Genomic DNA, 13,209 nt, shown 5'->3' on the forward strand with positions numbered 1-13,209 from the left:
ATTAGTTCGCTTCAGCTAACAGTTTTTTACCTTTTTCAATAGCCTCTTCGATACTACCAACCAGGTTGAACGCTGCCTCAGGATACTCATCAACCTCACCGTCCATGATCATGTTAAATCCTTTGATGGTGTCTTTGATGTCTACAAGTACGCCTTTCAAGCCAGTGAACTGCTCAGCAACATGGAACGGCTGAGAAAGGAAACGCTGAACACGACGTGCACGCGATACAACCAGTTTATCTTCTTCAGAAAGTTCGTCCATACCAAGGATGGCGATGATATCCTGAAGTTCTTTGTAACGCTGCAAAGTTTCTTTAACACGCTGAGCACAGTTGTAGTGATCATCGCCCAGTACCGCAGGGTTAAGGATACGTGAAGTAGAATCCAGTGGATCCACCGCAGGATAGATACCCAACTCAGCGATTTTACGTGACAATACGGTTGTTGCATCCAAGTGAGCAAAAGTAGTCGCCGGAGCAGGGTCAGTCAAGTCATCCGCAGGTACATAAACAGCCTGTACGGAAGTGATCGAACCACGTTTTGTTGAAGTAATACGCTCCTGCATCAGACCCATCTCAGTAGCCAGTGTAGGCTGGTAACCTACCGCTGAAGGCATACGGCCCAGAAGGGCGGATACCTCAGAACCTGCCTGGGTAAAACGGAAGATGTTGTCTACGAAGAAAAGGATGTCTTTACCAGCACCTTCGCCATCACCATCACGGAAATATTCAGCAACGGTTAGTCCGGATAACGCCACACGTGCACGTGCACCAGGAGGCTCATTCATCTGACCGAATACCAGGGTTGCTTTAGAGTCTTTCAACACATTTGTATCAACTTTGCTCAGATCCCATCCGCCTTTTTCCATAGAGTGAAGGAATTCCTCACCGTAGTTGATAACGCCAGACTCGATAAATTCGCGAAGCAAATCGTTACCTTCACGGGTACGCTCACCAACACCGGCAAACACCGAAAGACCAGCGTAAGCTTTTGCGATGTTGTTTACAAGCTCCATGATCAATACGGTTTTACCAACACCCGCACCACCGAACAAACCGATTTTACCACCTTTTGCATAAGGCTCTAAAAGGTCAATAACTTTGATCCCTGTAAAAAGCACCTCAGTTTCGGTAGAAAGCTCATCGAACTTAGGCGGCGCATTGTGAATAGGACGGCCACCTGCAGTATCAACAGTATTGATACCGTCAATAGCTTCACCCACAACATTGAACAAACGACCTTTAATCTGATCGCCAACAGGCATTTTAATAGGAGCGCCGGTATCCAGTGCATCCATTCCGCGAACAAGACCATCCGTTGAGTCCATCGCAATGGCACGTACACGATCTTCACCAAGATGCTGCTGAACTTCTAAAACGACTTTCTGACCATTTTCTTTTTTGATCTCCAATGCAGAGAAAATCTGAGGTAAATGAGCATCGTTTGCAAAGCTCACGTCAACTACCGGTCCTATAATCTGCGCTATTTTTCCAATGTTAGGCATATATTGTTTTGGGTAAAATTATAAATATCAAATTGTTAAAGGCGATTTAATACGCTCGCAATTCGGTTTGCAAAGTTAAATTTTTTAAGCAACAAAAACACATATAAATAAAAAGTTTTTCAACAGTTTTTTTGCTGATATTTAGCCTAGGGTAAAGGGACCCGAAATGTATATTTTTTCTTATTGATGAAAACAGTACTGGTTACAGGAAGCAACGGTCTCCTGGGGCAAAAAATTACGGATCAACTGCTTCAAAACAAGAAGTTTAACCTCGTTGCTACCTCCAAAGGCGCCAACCGCCATCCCAATCCCGGCGCTTATGTATACGAGGAACTCGATATTCTCGACGCCGCTGCGGTAAAGCGCGTTGTGGAAAAGCATCAGCCCGATGCGATTATACATACTGCGGCCATGACCAATGCAGATACCTGTGCGGCCCAGCCCGAACTCGCTACCCAGCTCAATGTAGAGGCCGTGGGCACCCTGATCAGTCTGTGCGAGCAGCACAATATACAACTGGTGCACTTGTCTACCGACTTCATCTTCGACGGTGCCGGCGGACCATACGACGAGCTGGCTGCGCCCAATCCCTTAAGTCACTACGGCCAAACCAAGCTCCGCGCCGAGGAAGTGATCAAGACCTCCAGGTGCCGCTGGGCCATTATCCGCACCGTACTGGTATATGGCGTACTCCAGAATCTGAGTCGCAGCAACATCGTGCTCTGGGCCAAAGGCGCCCTGGAAAGGGGAGAGGCTATACAGGTGGTCAACGACCAGTGGCGTACACCTACCCTTGCCGAAGATTTGGCATCGTGCTGCCTGCTGGCGGTACAACACGATGCCTTTGGTGTGTTCAATGCCTCAGGCCGGGATATGATGAGTGTATCAGAACTCGTAAAGCGCGTGGCCGATTTCTGGCGGCTCGACAAAAGCCTGATCACTGAAGTCAGCTCCGACTCCCTTAAGCAGTCGGCCCGCCGCCCCGCCCGCACCGGCTTCATCCTCGATAAAGCCATCCGTGAACTGGGCTACGTACCGCATAGCTTTGAAGAAGGGCTGCATATCGTCGACCAGCAACTCAGGCTACTGTAACCTCACCCAGGTATTCGCTGGCTGACGAAAGCTTGCCATCGGCCGAGAAAAAGCTCAGGTAACAATGGACAGTCAATCCGCTAAGTCCATTCGGCATAATCAGCCGCGCCTGTCCATCTTCCCGCTGCGCCGCATCCCGTAGCTTAACGAAAAGCCTCTTTTCCGGGCAATAGGTTACCAGCTGCGCCTTGTCGCCCGCCGCCCGCAATTTGCTGAAGCTACCGTTGGTCCAGCCGAAATCTACCGTATTCGGCGTTTCGGAAGTTGCTGTGGCCGACCAGGCACCTTGCAGATCACCCTTGGTAAACACCAGGTTAGGAAAATCGATCCGTTGTTCAGGATAGGTGCCCGCAACCGCATGCAGCATATTGTACGATATTGCTGCATTCATCGGCGTAGCCTGTTCAAAATTTTGAAAGCCCAGTGCTATAAAGTCGTCCAGACCCAGCAGAAATTTCCTGAACAGCGTCATTTTTTGTCGCTGGTTTAACTGTTCCGGTGTAGGCGGTTTACTGCTCGGTCTGGGCAGACTCCGCATGTATTCTATGCCTAGCCATGAGGCTCCGACAACGGTTCCCACTTTTCCGGAAAAAGCGCCATTAATTCCTTGTTTGTATTTTGCCATAATAATAAGTTAAGCTTATAGAACAATTAGTGCTGAAAAATGTTTCATCCTCCTTGCTGTTTACGTAGATTTGTGCAAGGTGCGGCATTGGTATGACCAAACCGCAGGCAAGTGCTCACATAAAACACACCTGAGCCACGATTTGCTCACAAAAAGGTACCCTAATGTGACTTTATTGTGAGCAAGGTGTGAGCAAAGTGTGAGTAAGGACTAGTCATGGTAGTTTTTAGATAACAATAAAATAACAAGTATGAGTTTAGAAAAAGGAACGCAAGCCCCCGATTTTAAGTTGTTCAGCTCAGCGCTGAAAGAAGTATCATTGGCAGACTATAAAGGCCGAAAGCTGGTCGTCCATTTCTTCCCTATGGCCTTTACCGGCGTGTGCACGGCACAGCTCTGCACCATGCGCGACAGTTTTGGTTATTACGAAGGTATGAATGCCGACGTAGTGGGTATATCTGTAGATTCGCCATTTACCCTTGCCAAGTTTAAAGAAGAACAGGCTTACCAGTTTCCGCTCCTGTCAGATTTCAACAAAGAAGTATCAAAAGCCTACGGTGCATTTTATGAAGAATTTGCCTTCGGCCTGAAAGGTGTATCTAAACGCGCAGCATTTGTAATTGATGAAGAAGGCAAAATCATTTATGCCGAAGTTCTGGAAGACGCCGGCAATATGCCTGATTTTGACGCCATTAAACAAGCCGTAGAAGCTTAGTGCATTGGTTGCCCGCCTGCCGGCTGAATAATTTCTAAAATTAATTGGTTATTTCGAAAGCAAGCATTACTTTTGCAATCCCGAAACACAGACGGGTAAATGTTTGGAAGAGCATTTGATTTCGCACTTGTAGCTCAATTGGATAGAGCATCTCACTACGGATGAGAAGGTTTGGGGTTCGAGTCCCTACAAGTGCACAACTTTCCCATATGGGAAAATGAAGAAAATTCTAATAGAAGCCTTGGAGAAATCCAGGGCTTTTTCGTTCTAACTGTTAATCTATCGCCCTTTGAATATGTGATAAACTCGGAGATCAGTTATTATTCTCCCGCCTGTTTGAGGGCAGCGGCGTAAAGGGTATCAGAAACGCGGAAGTCCGTTTGCTTCATCTTGTCGATGACCGGCTTGATCAATGGAATCAGACCCGCTGATTTCGCCCGAATGAGTACACCTAGCGTACCGATAACATGCAAGCCGATTCGTATGGCGACCTTACGGGCGGCAAGGTCATCAGTGATCAGGTATTGGTTGTCAATTTCATGGGCCAGGGCAATGGCGCTGGCCTCGCCTGGATCGACGATGTCTTTGAACTGCTGATGAAGGGTTTTGTCCCTGACAGAAAGCACAATCATCCAGTCGGGCAGCGGGTTTCCATATTCAGCAGCGATTTCCGGAGTCGTCAGTACAATAGAAAAAAGTTCATGCAAAAGATGGAGTAAGCCAAGTTTGTCCAGTATGATCAGGCAACTGGTATCGGTAATGACTACAGCTCCGGTGGGGCTATTTGAACTCATCTGCTAGGTCTTCTTCTGTATACTGGAAGTAAGCTACATTGAAACTGGCCAGTACTGCCGGGAAGTCCCATTTTCTCATGCCACACATTTCAGCGGCTTGCCCCAAAGTGAGTTTACCCGCTTCATACAGTTTGGCCGCAATGAGCTTCAGTGTCTGATCACGCTCTTTATCAAGGGCATCGGGAAGTTCTAACGTCAGTGTTGTCATGATATAAAGATACGGGTTTATCAAATTTAAAACAAAATGTGTGCCGCCGGATCAACGGCAAACTAATTTATGAATCATGAATCGTCCGAAAAAGGCGATTCATGATTCGATATCCGAAAAGATTATGAGCATTCTAAAAGAACTTTGTTTTTAGTATTTTTGTATATATCATAATGGCATATTACTATGGAGCTCATTTTAAAATCGAATAACGAAGAAAGTTTAGCAAAAATTATTGCTTTAGCTAAGAAGTTAAACGTTGTGATTGAAAAGAAGAATGCTGATTTTAATAAGACTACTAGGATTAATCTGAAAAACCGTATTCTCAATTTCAAACCCACAGGGTCTTCTTCTTTTGGTGATGCAGCGGAATGGGAGCAACACCAACGTTCAGATCGTGAGTTAGCTTTTTCATAAGAAAGGCTTTTCTTTTAGATAGTAATGTAATTATTTATTCTTACTCAAGCGAGTACGAATATTTAAGGGAGCTAATTATCAATGAATCTTGTACAGTGTCAGAAATTTCCAGAGTTGAAGTACTCGGTTATCATGGGTTGAAGAAGGAGGAAGAAAAGTATTTTAAGGATATTTTTGAATACGCACCCGTAATTCTTCCTGACCAGGATATTTTTGATAGAGCTATTGAAATCCGAAGAAGTATAATTTGAAGCTAGGTGAGGCCCAATATGGTGATACTGATTGGTGATGACATTTCGTATAACGATTTTGGCTGCCTGGGTCATCTGATAATTAAAACACCAAATATTGATGGTCTTGCCAAAAATGGTTTAACCTTTACTAATGCATATCTCACGGCCAGTTCATGCAGCCCCAGCCGGGTCAGTATAATGACGGGAAGGTATCCCCATAACACGGGCGCAGCAGAACTTCATTCTGTTGTTCCGGCTGACCAGTTGGCTTTTCCCAAAATCTTAAAGGAAAACGGATATTATACGGCTCAGGCAGGCAAATGGCATCTTGGCGCATATGTCTATATCGAAATGCCTGGCGCGACGAAAAAAGCAACAGTCATTCATCGGCCAGGGCCGTTTTAACCGGTCCTAGCGCACAAAAAGTTTGACCCGCTCATCTGTACTGCTGGTGCGAAGTTCTGGCTATTGATTTCCTTTCCAGCGCAGCCGCCATATCGCGCCACCCGCATCATCAGTGATCAGCATCGATCCGTCGGAGGCCATGGCCAGGCTTACCGGCCTTCCGAAGACTTCTGGTTTGCCAGCACCTTCGTTGATGCGCCAGCCTTTTAAAAAGTCTTCATAGCCTCCCTCTGCTTTTCCGGAAGCATTCATCCTTACCCTTACAATCTTGTAACCGGAGGCGTCGGCCCTGTTCCAGGAACCGCGCATGGCAATGTAGGCATCTGCCCGATACTCCTCTGGAAACTGGGTGCCATGATAAAACATCAGACCTAGGGCCGCAGAATGCGCCTCCAGTAATACTTCTGGAGTTTTGGTGGCCGCAACCATCGGGCTTGTCGCCTTGATGCGCGGATCAGGTTTGTCTGCTCTTAGATAAACATATGGCCAGCCGTAGAAAAGTCCGGGCGTAGCAAGCTCGGTAAAATAATCAGGAACAAGCTGATCTCCGATACCATCACGCTCGTTTACGGCACTCCAAAGTACCGGACTGCCGGAAGCATGATTTATCGCCAGTGCCTGTGGGTTTCGGATACCGGAGGTGTAGGTTTGCCCGGTACCGCCGTTGATGTTAAAGACCTGTACGCTCGCATACCGAGGATCATCCTCTATGCCTACATTCATCGTAGAACCGATCCCGATGTACATTTTTTGGTTGACCGTGTCCAGTACCAGGCTGCGGTAAGGGTGCTGGCCGCCGGCGGGATAAGTGCCCAGCGTGGTCGGCGTGCCGCTCGCTTTGGTTTGCCCCCGGCTGTAATCGTACCTCACGACCGCTCCGCTGTTAGCCACATAAAGCTTGTTCTGGTACATGGCCATACCGTAGGGCCTGTTCAGAATGCCGCCCTCGTCCCAGGTGAATTTCGTTTCAGCATAGCCGTCTTTGTCCTCGTCTCGCAGGATCATGATCTTGTTGGCGGCGCTGACACCTACAAAGACATCGCCGTTCGGAGCTACGCAAAGGGTTCTGGCATTAGGAACGTCATCCTGGAACAGGTTAACCGCAAATCCAGCCGGTGCATGGAACGATGCAGAAGTTGGCCGCTCCATCAGTACCTGCGGATAGTTGGTCACTGATGCATTGGTGTCTGGAGCGGGAAGGTCATCGAGGTTGATCATCCTAGTCTGAGCGGAAAGGGTAGCCATCGTCCAGTCCTTTCCCGGATTGGACTGCGGTTCGGGTTGCATGTTTGTGTCATCGCTCTTGCAGGAGGCGAGGATAAGCGTGGCAGCACAGCATATGCCGGCCCCGGATCGTAAAATATTCTTCATGGTAGTCTAATAATTTGACAGCCGCTATAGCTGCGATCAATTGTTACAACCCATGGGCAGTCAATTGGTTTTCGATTTTATGAAGTTGCTAGACCCGATAATAAGAAGTTCGAAAGAAACGTCCCCACCGTCGACCGCGTGTAAATGTCCTGGCCAGTTGTTTATACGGAAATCATTGAAAAAATACCTTCAAAATTATTTTTGCAAAACAAATGATATCTAAAGCCATTATCCTCAATAAAAGAAATATATGACGACCAAGGAGAAAAAGCCGAAAGGCAAAAGCAAAAAATGGTCCGCGGAGGTAACCGAGAATAGCGACGCGCTGGACCTGAAAGAAAACGTCTTTGAATCCAAGAACGCAAAAAAGGTTGCCGAATCACTAAAGAAATCCGCTGAGCAAAGCGACCGCCGGAAATCCAGTCCATACCGTTCAGCCATGTCTATGCTGACCTTTTACATTAACCGGGCGGGCAAGAATTTAGGCGCTGATCAAAAAGAAGTATTGGAAAACGCCAAGGATGAACTGCGCAAGGTATTTGGCCGAGAACCCAAGAGCAAAAAATAGGTAATGCACTTAGAAACATTTATTCTGCATGACGACGGTACCATTCCCAACAGTGCTTTGCCAGTTCTGGTTTATCACGATGCTTTTGATGAGACGGGTCAGGCAGCTGCCGACTGGCTGCAGCATCGCTTTGCAGAAAATAACTGGACAAACTCTTTTAGATGGCACGTATATGATTACCATCATTACCATACCAACACGCATGAAGTTTTGGGCGTATATGCGGGCGAGGCAGAATTGCAACTGGGTGGTAAACAGGGCAAAAAGCTGCACGTAATCCCTGGCGATGTGATTGTTTTGCCCGCAGGAACAGGTCACATTTCTCTAAGCCGTAGTGCCGAGTTTAAAGTGGTCGGGGCTTACCCAAACGGCAAAGAGCCTGATCTGATTAAAATTACGGATGAGCGACCTCAGGATGTCGTTTTACGCATTAGCGCAGTCCCGCCGCCGGAAAATGATCCCTTATATGGACGATCGCCAAAGGCCGGTGTGATCAGGTTTTGGTAGGATTCTCCTGTGTAGGACTGTCAGCGGGTAAATATGAAGACCCTGCCCTGATCGCCCTCGGAGACTTCTATCATAAACGTTTTTCGTTAATGCATGACATGATGTCCTTTACTTACTGATCTTCCGCATCGGTATTTCCAGAAGCGTTGCCTGATAGGTCTCCTGAAAGGTCGTCGACGTCTTGTTGCTCGTTTTGCTGCAGATCTGATTTTCCTTCGGGTCGGCTTTCACTTCCAGTTTCGTCACCGGCGAGTGGAGTATAATGTTCCTGTTGATTTTCAGCCTGTCCTGTTGGTTCCTGCTGATTTTGGGGATTTGGGGTATTGTGCTCGTTTTCCATAATGTTCTTAGTTGTGGTAGTTGAATTAACAAGCGGTACCGGATAAGGTTTCAAATTTCATGTGCGGTTATTTACACTTACGAAAAAAGTGTATAAATAACTTGATCTTTCAGCCCAGCGTTCCTATATTAGGATAATAACTACTATTAATGCTTTCAATATACGTTATATCCGACTCTCAATCTGAACGCTCTTAACTATGCTTACAAGTCTAAAATCAGTTTCAAATGCGGTTGCATTAGTTTATCTACTTATTTCTGAAATAGGGGTAAAGGTGAGTTTTGTTGCTATCCTGGTTTTGCCGGGTGTTGTTTTTTCGCAAGGGGTGGCCAGTATTACAGGAAAAGCTACTAAGTTGAAGGATGGCGCTCAACTAATCTTTACCGAGTTTGACCCTTCTAATCTTGATAGCCCCAGAACATACACATTGACCGTAGGTAGTGGATCTTTTAAAGGAGATATTTCAACAGGCCATGGCGATATGTTTACATTAAAAATGGATAAGGAAAGCCATCGGCTATATCTTGCCCCAGGGCCAATTTCTATTGAATTACCTGATAGCACACTAAAAACCATTAAGATTGATGGAAGCCAGCCTTATGTTGATTTTTTAAACCGTGATAGTGCTCGTATGAGCCAGCCATTCTATCAGACACTGCGCACAGCTTACCGCGAAGTCAGTAATGGCAAAGATCCCGATAGTCCGGAAATCTTACGGAAATTGGATTCCATAAATTTTATTTACAAGGAAAATTTGGCCAAATTTGAGTTGAGATGGTTACAGACTTCCACATCTGGGATCAATACCCGTTTGCTATACGACAATCTCACACGGCTGTCTGGAAGGGAGGTTCAAGAATATTTTTCTCGGATTGAAAAGAATGCACAGGATAACAACTGCGGTAGATATATAAAGTTCCGCCTTGATAGCCTTTCTATAAATTCTGTTGCGCCAGAATTTGTATTACAGGATACGGCAAAGAATGAGCATCATCTTACAAGTTACCGCGGGAAATATGTCCTTTTGGATTTTTGGGCTTCATGGTGCGTGCCATGTCGTGCCGAAAATCCTGCGTTACGGGCCCTGTACCAAAAATATAAGGGGGGCAATTTTGAGATTATAGGTGTGTCTCTCGACTCTGATAGGGCTTCCTGGATAAAAGCGATCGGTGATGACGACCTGCCTTGGGTGCACCTCTCTGATCTCCAGGGTTGGAAAAACAAAGTTTCAAGGAAATACCAGATCAGAAGTATACCTTCAAATGTATTGATATCGCCGGAGGGAAGGATTATAGCTACGAATCTTAAAGTTTCTGATTTGGAAGATGAGCTTAAAAAGCGATTCAACCAGGTAGGTCAGACGAAACAGTTCAGCCACGACCTTAGCTCCGATGATACCACTTATTTGCTTATTGCTAACGGAATAATTACAGATTAAACTGCCGAATAATATTCTTCCGATCTTGTTCGGTCATTCTCCTGATATTCAATACTGTAATAAGTGAAGTAGATATTGAAGTATCTATTATCGCTAGTGTAGAAAAAATAACCAGATTCTACCGGATATAACTCAGAAGGGCTTAACAAATCTAATGCCTTTGATGTCTGTTAAATTTTTACCTTCCCGCAGGGATGTAGAAATCTTCTCTTTGTGTTCAATCAATCCAGCAAAAGATTTCTTAGCAATAGATACAGCACTGCTACCCCTGGCTACTTTTACTTTAGTAACAGTAGTAACTGCAGCAGCAGCTTTTGTCTGATGCCTGCTTGTATCGACTCGCTTTCTTTTTAAGGCCATGTTACATGCCGGCTCTTTGTAGTTGCGAATCAGCTATATTCCTGCTGTAATTTGCATCGCCTGCAAAAAATTCTTCGCCTTCTGGAGAAACGTTATACATTTTGATTTGCATTTTATCTTCCGTGGGGCATGGGATCTCAATTCTCCATCCCCAATCAGGATTATCAGTTACTTCGTAAGAGCCTAGTACGGAAATATCACCTTGTTCGTTTATGGTTCCGTAGCAATTCATGATTTTCCCGCTCATACCCCAGGAATCGACCCATGATGCTGTAACCTCATGTCGTTTGTTGTTGTTGCCAATTAGTATAACACCGTCTTGAGCTTCGCCTTCGTGAACCCAATCATAACTCAGTATCAGGAATTTGCCATTCCCCACGGCCTTTATGGTCATACCCGACTCTGAGATGAAGTCTGGTTCAGGTAACCAGCTTAGAATCAATTTATAAGTGCCTTTCCATTGCCCAATAAATTTGTGGTTTATGTCTGTAATTTTCATGTTAAATATAGTCATTCCATCTTCAGTTATCTCACCTTCAGTTCCTTACCCGCCATATCTTCCCAACGGTAGTACTGAAAAGTCTTGTCATCGCTCATCGCTACAAAAAGTCCATGCTGAAAATCCTGATTTAAAGGCACCGATATAACCTCAGAACCATCGCTGTTGTTGGTCGACATCCGGATGGTTTTTATAAACTGGTTATTCCCTTCGCGTGTGTATACTTTGAATTGGTTTGCCGATTGATCGGACACCAGCAGATAGCCAGTGCTGTCTGTGACTTTGTATATACTGATGCCTTCGTGATCTTCCTTAAAACCTTCTTTGGCAAATACAGACAGCTCCTTGTTGCCTTTGGCCGGGTCGGCGTAATACTTGCGCAGCCCGAACTGCTCGTCAGAGCAGTAGACGTAGCCCAGTTCATTATCGACCGCAATGGCTTCAATTTCCTTTTTACCGCTGTAAAAACCAAATTTGCGTTTTAGAACGCCCTTCACCTGGCCATGTCCATTGTCTGACAAGTGATACTGCCATAGGTACTCTCCGTTCTGCGGGCCTGTTTTTCGGCCGACAATGGCCTGTATTTCGCCTTCGGGACTGGTATATAAAGCTATTCCCATGAGGTCGCGGAACCCTTCAGCGGTTTCGTTTTCAAATACAGGGATGCCCCCATTGTCTACCGCCTTCATGTCTGGCAAGGTAAATATCCGCAGTTTATGTGTAAGCCTTTCGGTGGTTACCGCAATGTCTACCCGCTTTCCGCCCAACATCAGTCCGTAAGCAATATCAACATTATTGGGTCGCTTCAGGCCTTTTACAACTTTGTCAGAAATGATTTTACCTTTAAGATCATAAACATACAAGGCACCGTTCTCGTCTTTGTCGGTACCTATAACCAGCGATTTGGCGGGGTCTTGCGGATTGAGCCATATTGCGGGATCGTCTGTATCAAATTGCACAGGCTCGGTTGTATAAAGCGGTTTAATGACTGAATCTGCCAGGTCAGCACTTCCTGTTTGGGTGCCTGTGTTTGTGCAGGCGGCCAAAAATAAAAGCACAGCGGATAAAGCGGTTGTTAAAAATCTTGTCTGCATCGGTCTGTTATTTGGTTAATGTTAATGTGATCTCTTCGGTTTCTTCGTCGTCGTATTCGCCTTGTAAGGTCAGTTCGAGGCGCCCTGCATTGAGTTTAAAGCTGCCTTTATAGCTAAACTCCTTTTCTGAACCGTCTTCCTGCTCCAGGTCGCCGGCCAACTCGACATCCCCGTCTAATGTGTTAAGGCTAAGTTCTTCAATGTCCGCTTCAATTTCAATCTCTTTGTTAACGGTTTCGCGTTCTCCGCATTCATCAATTTCTTCTGTTTCCTTTAGCACAACGATGGCTTTAACTTCGCCGTATTCAAAAGCAATCTCGATTTCCTCAACATCATCAGGCTTCAGACTACGCACATCCTCATTGATCAGTCCGAACAGCTCAACAAATTGCTGGAACTGATCTTCATCGTCAATATCCAGCTCATAACTGCCGTATACCGACTCATCATCCAGCACTTCATAGCTGAACTTGTTGGCGGTGTTTACGGCGATCTTTTCAGCGCCACCTTCAACGGACGTGAGCTGGATCTCCAGTTTGCGGTCGCCAGCATTAAGCGCATCATCATCAAACAGGTCGGCATCCGTCTCAAATTCAATTTCAATTTCCTCTACCCCGGCCGGGAAGTCGACACTCCCTTTTCCGGTCGCCACATCAAAATCCAGGTTCAGATCTATGTCTGCATCTTCAGATGTGCTGCAGTCGTCGATTTCATAAAAGGCTTTACTGTCCTTGATATAATCCGACAAACGGTCAGATCCTTCGAATCCAGTTATTGCAAAGTGTACACGTACCTTTTGTTTCAAAGGTACAATCCGTCCGTCGAGCTCTTTACCGTCCGGATCGACTCTGTCGGCCAGTGTGATCTTGAAGCTGAACTTATCCTCATCCTCCAGTTCACCGTCGCCTTCATCAGCTAAATTAAGTATTTGCGGAAAGTCCCCGCCGATGATGGGATCTATAACACCATCGTTTTTTTTATCGCAGGCCATAACTGTGAGCGCGATGAGCGCCAGGCCATATATTGATCTTTTCATCTT

Annotated in this window: 17 protein-coding genes and 1 tRNA gene; 8 read left to right on the forward strand and 10 right to left on the reverse strand. The window is 45.9% G+C overall.

Features of this window, described 5'->3' with window-relative positions; translation table 11 throughout:
• Nucleotide 1 precedes the first annotated feature (1 nt).
• Nucleotides 2-1,504, reverse strand: a complete 1,503-nt coding sequence (atpD, locus tag J3P40_RS15680) for a F0F1 ATP synthase subunit beta (RefSeq protein ID WP_256007202.1) — start codon at nt 1,502-1,504, stop codon at nt 2-4.
• Nucleotides 1,505-1,690: 186 nt separating this feature from the next.
• On the opposite strand from atpD, the gene J3P40_RS15685 reads away from it, so the two are divergent.
• Nucleotides 1,691-2,596 carry an SDR family oxidoreductase gene (locus J3P40_RS15685; RefSeq protein ID WP_256007203.1) on the forward strand — a complete coding sequence of 302 codons (906 nt, stop codon included), beginning with the start codon at nt 1,691-1,693 and terminating at the stop codon, nt 2,594-2,596.
• Here the strand turns inward: J3P40_RS15685 and J3P40_RS15690 are convergent.
• Nucleotides 2,583-3,221: a DUF6266 family protein gene (locus tag J3P40_RS15690; protein ID WP_256007204.1), complete on the reverse strand. Its 639-nt coding sequence runs from the start codon at nt 3,219-3,221 to the stop codon at nt 2,583-2,585. The two genes, J3P40_RS15685 and J3P40_RS15690, sit on opposite strands and share 14 nt — an antisense overlap.
• A gap of 250 nt (nt 3,222-3,471) precedes the next feature.
• Here J3P40_RS15690 and J3P40_RS15695 point away from each other — a divergent pair, with 250 nt between their 5' ends.
• Together J3P40_RS15695 and J3P40_RS15700 are read left to right on the forward strand one after the other, a co-directional pair.
• Nucleotides 3,472-3,936, forward strand: coding sequence for a redoxin domain-containing protein (locus tag J3P40_RS15695; RefSeq protein WP_256007205.1), 465 nt, complete (start codon nt 3,472-3,474; stop codon nt 3,934-3,936).
• Nucleotides 3,937-4,059: 123 nt separating this feature from the next.
• A tRNA-Arg gene (locus J3P40_RS15700) sits at nt 4,060-4,133 on the forward strand.
• A 123-nt stretch (nt 4,134-4,256) separates the two neighbouring features.
• Here J3P40_RS15700 and J3P40_RS15705 read toward each other — a convergent pair.
• Nucleotides 4,257-4,730 (reverse strand): PIN domain-containing protein, encoded by a 474-nt coding sequence (locus tag J3P40_RS15705; RefSeq protein WP_256007206.1) that lies wholly within the window; start codon nt 4,728-4,730, stop codon nt 4,257-4,259.
• Complete coding sequence (locus tag J3P40_RS15710) at nt 4,717-4,938, reverse strand: UPF0175 family protein (protein ID WP_256007207.1); 222 nt, start codon at nt 4,936-4,938, stop codon at nt 4,717-4,719. Before J3P40_RS15710 ends, J3P40_RS15705 begins: the two co-directional genes overlap by 14 nt.
• Nucleotides 4,939-5,124: 186 nt before the next feature.
• On the opposite strand from J3P40_RS15710, the gene J3P40_RS15715 reads away from it, so the two are divergent.
• Both J3P40_RS15715 and J3P40_RS15720 read left to right on the forward strand, forming a co-directional pair.
• On the forward strand, nt 5,125-5,355 hold the full coding sequence (locus J3P40_RS15715; RefSeq protein WP_256007208.1) for a hypothetical protein: 231 nt from the start codon (nt 5,125-5,127) through the stop codon (nt 5,353-5,355).
• A gap of 269 nt (nt 5,356-5,624) precedes the next feature.
• On the forward strand, nt 5,625-5,993 hold the full coding sequence (locus J3P40_RS15720) for a sulfatase-like hydrolase/transferase (RefSeq protein ID WP_256007209.1): 369 nt from the start codon (nt 5,625-5,627) through the stop codon (nt 5,991-5,993).
• Between the two features lie 60 nt (nt 5,994-6,053).
• Here the strand turns inward: J3P40_RS15720 and J3P40_RS15725 are convergent, their stop codons facing one another.
• The gene (locus tag J3P40_RS15725) at nt 6,054-7,364 is read right to left on the reverse strand and encodes a PQQ-dependent sugar dehydrogenase (protein WP_256007210.1); all 1,311 of its coding nucleotides are present in this window, start codon (nt 7,362-7,364) and stop codon (nt 6,054-6,056) included.
• 250 nt (nt 7,365-7,614) lie between these two features.
• On the opposite strand from J3P40_RS15725, the gene J3P40_RS15730 reads away from it, so the two are divergent.
• Together J3P40_RS15730 and J3P40_RS15735 are read left to right on the forward strand one after the other, a co-directional pair.
• Nucleotides 7,615-7,932, forward strand: coding sequence for a DUF3175 domain-containing protein (locus J3P40_RS15730; RefSeq protein ID WP_256007211.1), 318 nt, complete (start codon nt 7,615-7,617; stop codon nt 7,930-7,932).
• Between the two features lie 3 nt (nt 7,933-7,935).
• Entirely contained in the window at nt 7,936-8,439 is a 504-nt protein-coding gene (locus tag J3P40_RS15735; RefSeq protein ID WP_256007212.1) for a cupin domain-containing protein, read from the forward strand.
• 112 nt (nt 8,440-8,551) lie between these two features.
• Here J3P40_RS15735 and J3P40_RS15740 read toward each other — a convergent pair whose 3' ends face one another.
• Nucleotides 8,552-8,779, reverse strand: a complete 228-nt coding sequence (locus J3P40_RS15740; RefSeq protein ID WP_256007213.1) for a hypothetical protein — start codon at nt 8,777-8,779, stop codon at nt 8,552-8,554.
• Between the two features lie 199 nt (nt 8,780-8,978).
• Here J3P40_RS15740 and J3P40_RS15745 point away from each other — a divergent pair, with 199 nt between their 5' ends.
• Nucleotides 8,979-10,217 (forward strand): TlpA disulfide reductase family protein, encoded by a 1,239-nt coding sequence (locus J3P40_RS15745; protein ID WP_256007214.1) that lies wholly within the window; start codon nt 8,979-8,981, stop codon nt 10,215-10,217.
• Nucleotides 10,218-10,349: 132 nt separating this feature from the next.
• Here J3P40_RS15745 and J3P40_RS15750 read toward each other — a convergent pair whose 3' ends face one another.
• Genes J3P40_RS15750 through J3P40_RS15765 form a run of 4 tightly spaced genes read right to left on the reverse strand, consistent with a single transcriptional unit; the run spans nt 10,350 to nt 13,206 of the window.
• Nucleotides 10,350-10,577 carry a hypothetical protein gene (locus J3P40_RS15750; protein ID WP_256007215.1) on the reverse strand — a complete coding sequence of 76 codons (228 nt, stop codon included), beginning with the start codon at nt 10,575-10,577 and terminating at the stop codon, nt 10,350-10,352.
• 1 nt (nt 10,578) lies between these two features.
• Nucleotides 10,579-11,076, reverse strand: a complete 498-nt coding sequence (locus J3P40_RS15755; protein ID WP_256007216.1) for a DUF1579 family protein — start codon at nt 11,074-11,076, stop codon at nt 10,579-10,581.
• 26 nt (nt 11,077-11,102) lie between these two features.
• Nucleotides 11,103-12,170: a phytase gene (locus J3P40_RS15760; protein WP_256007217.1), complete on the reverse strand. Its 1,068-nt coding sequence runs from the start codon at nt 12,168-12,170 to the stop codon at nt 11,103-11,105.
• Between the two features lie 7 nt (nt 12,171-12,177).
• Complete coding sequence (locus J3P40_RS15765) at nt 12,178-13,206, reverse strand: hypothetical protein (protein ID WP_256007218.1); 1,029 nt, start codon at nt 13,204-13,206, stop codon at nt 12,178-12,180.
• Nucleotides 13,207-13,209: the final 3 nt, after the last annotated feature.

It is taken from the genome of Pedobacter deserti, assembly GCF_024436415.1.
GTDB lineage: Bacteria > Bacteroidota > Bacteroidia > Sphingobacteriales > Sphingobacteriaceae > Pedobacter > Pedobacter faecalis.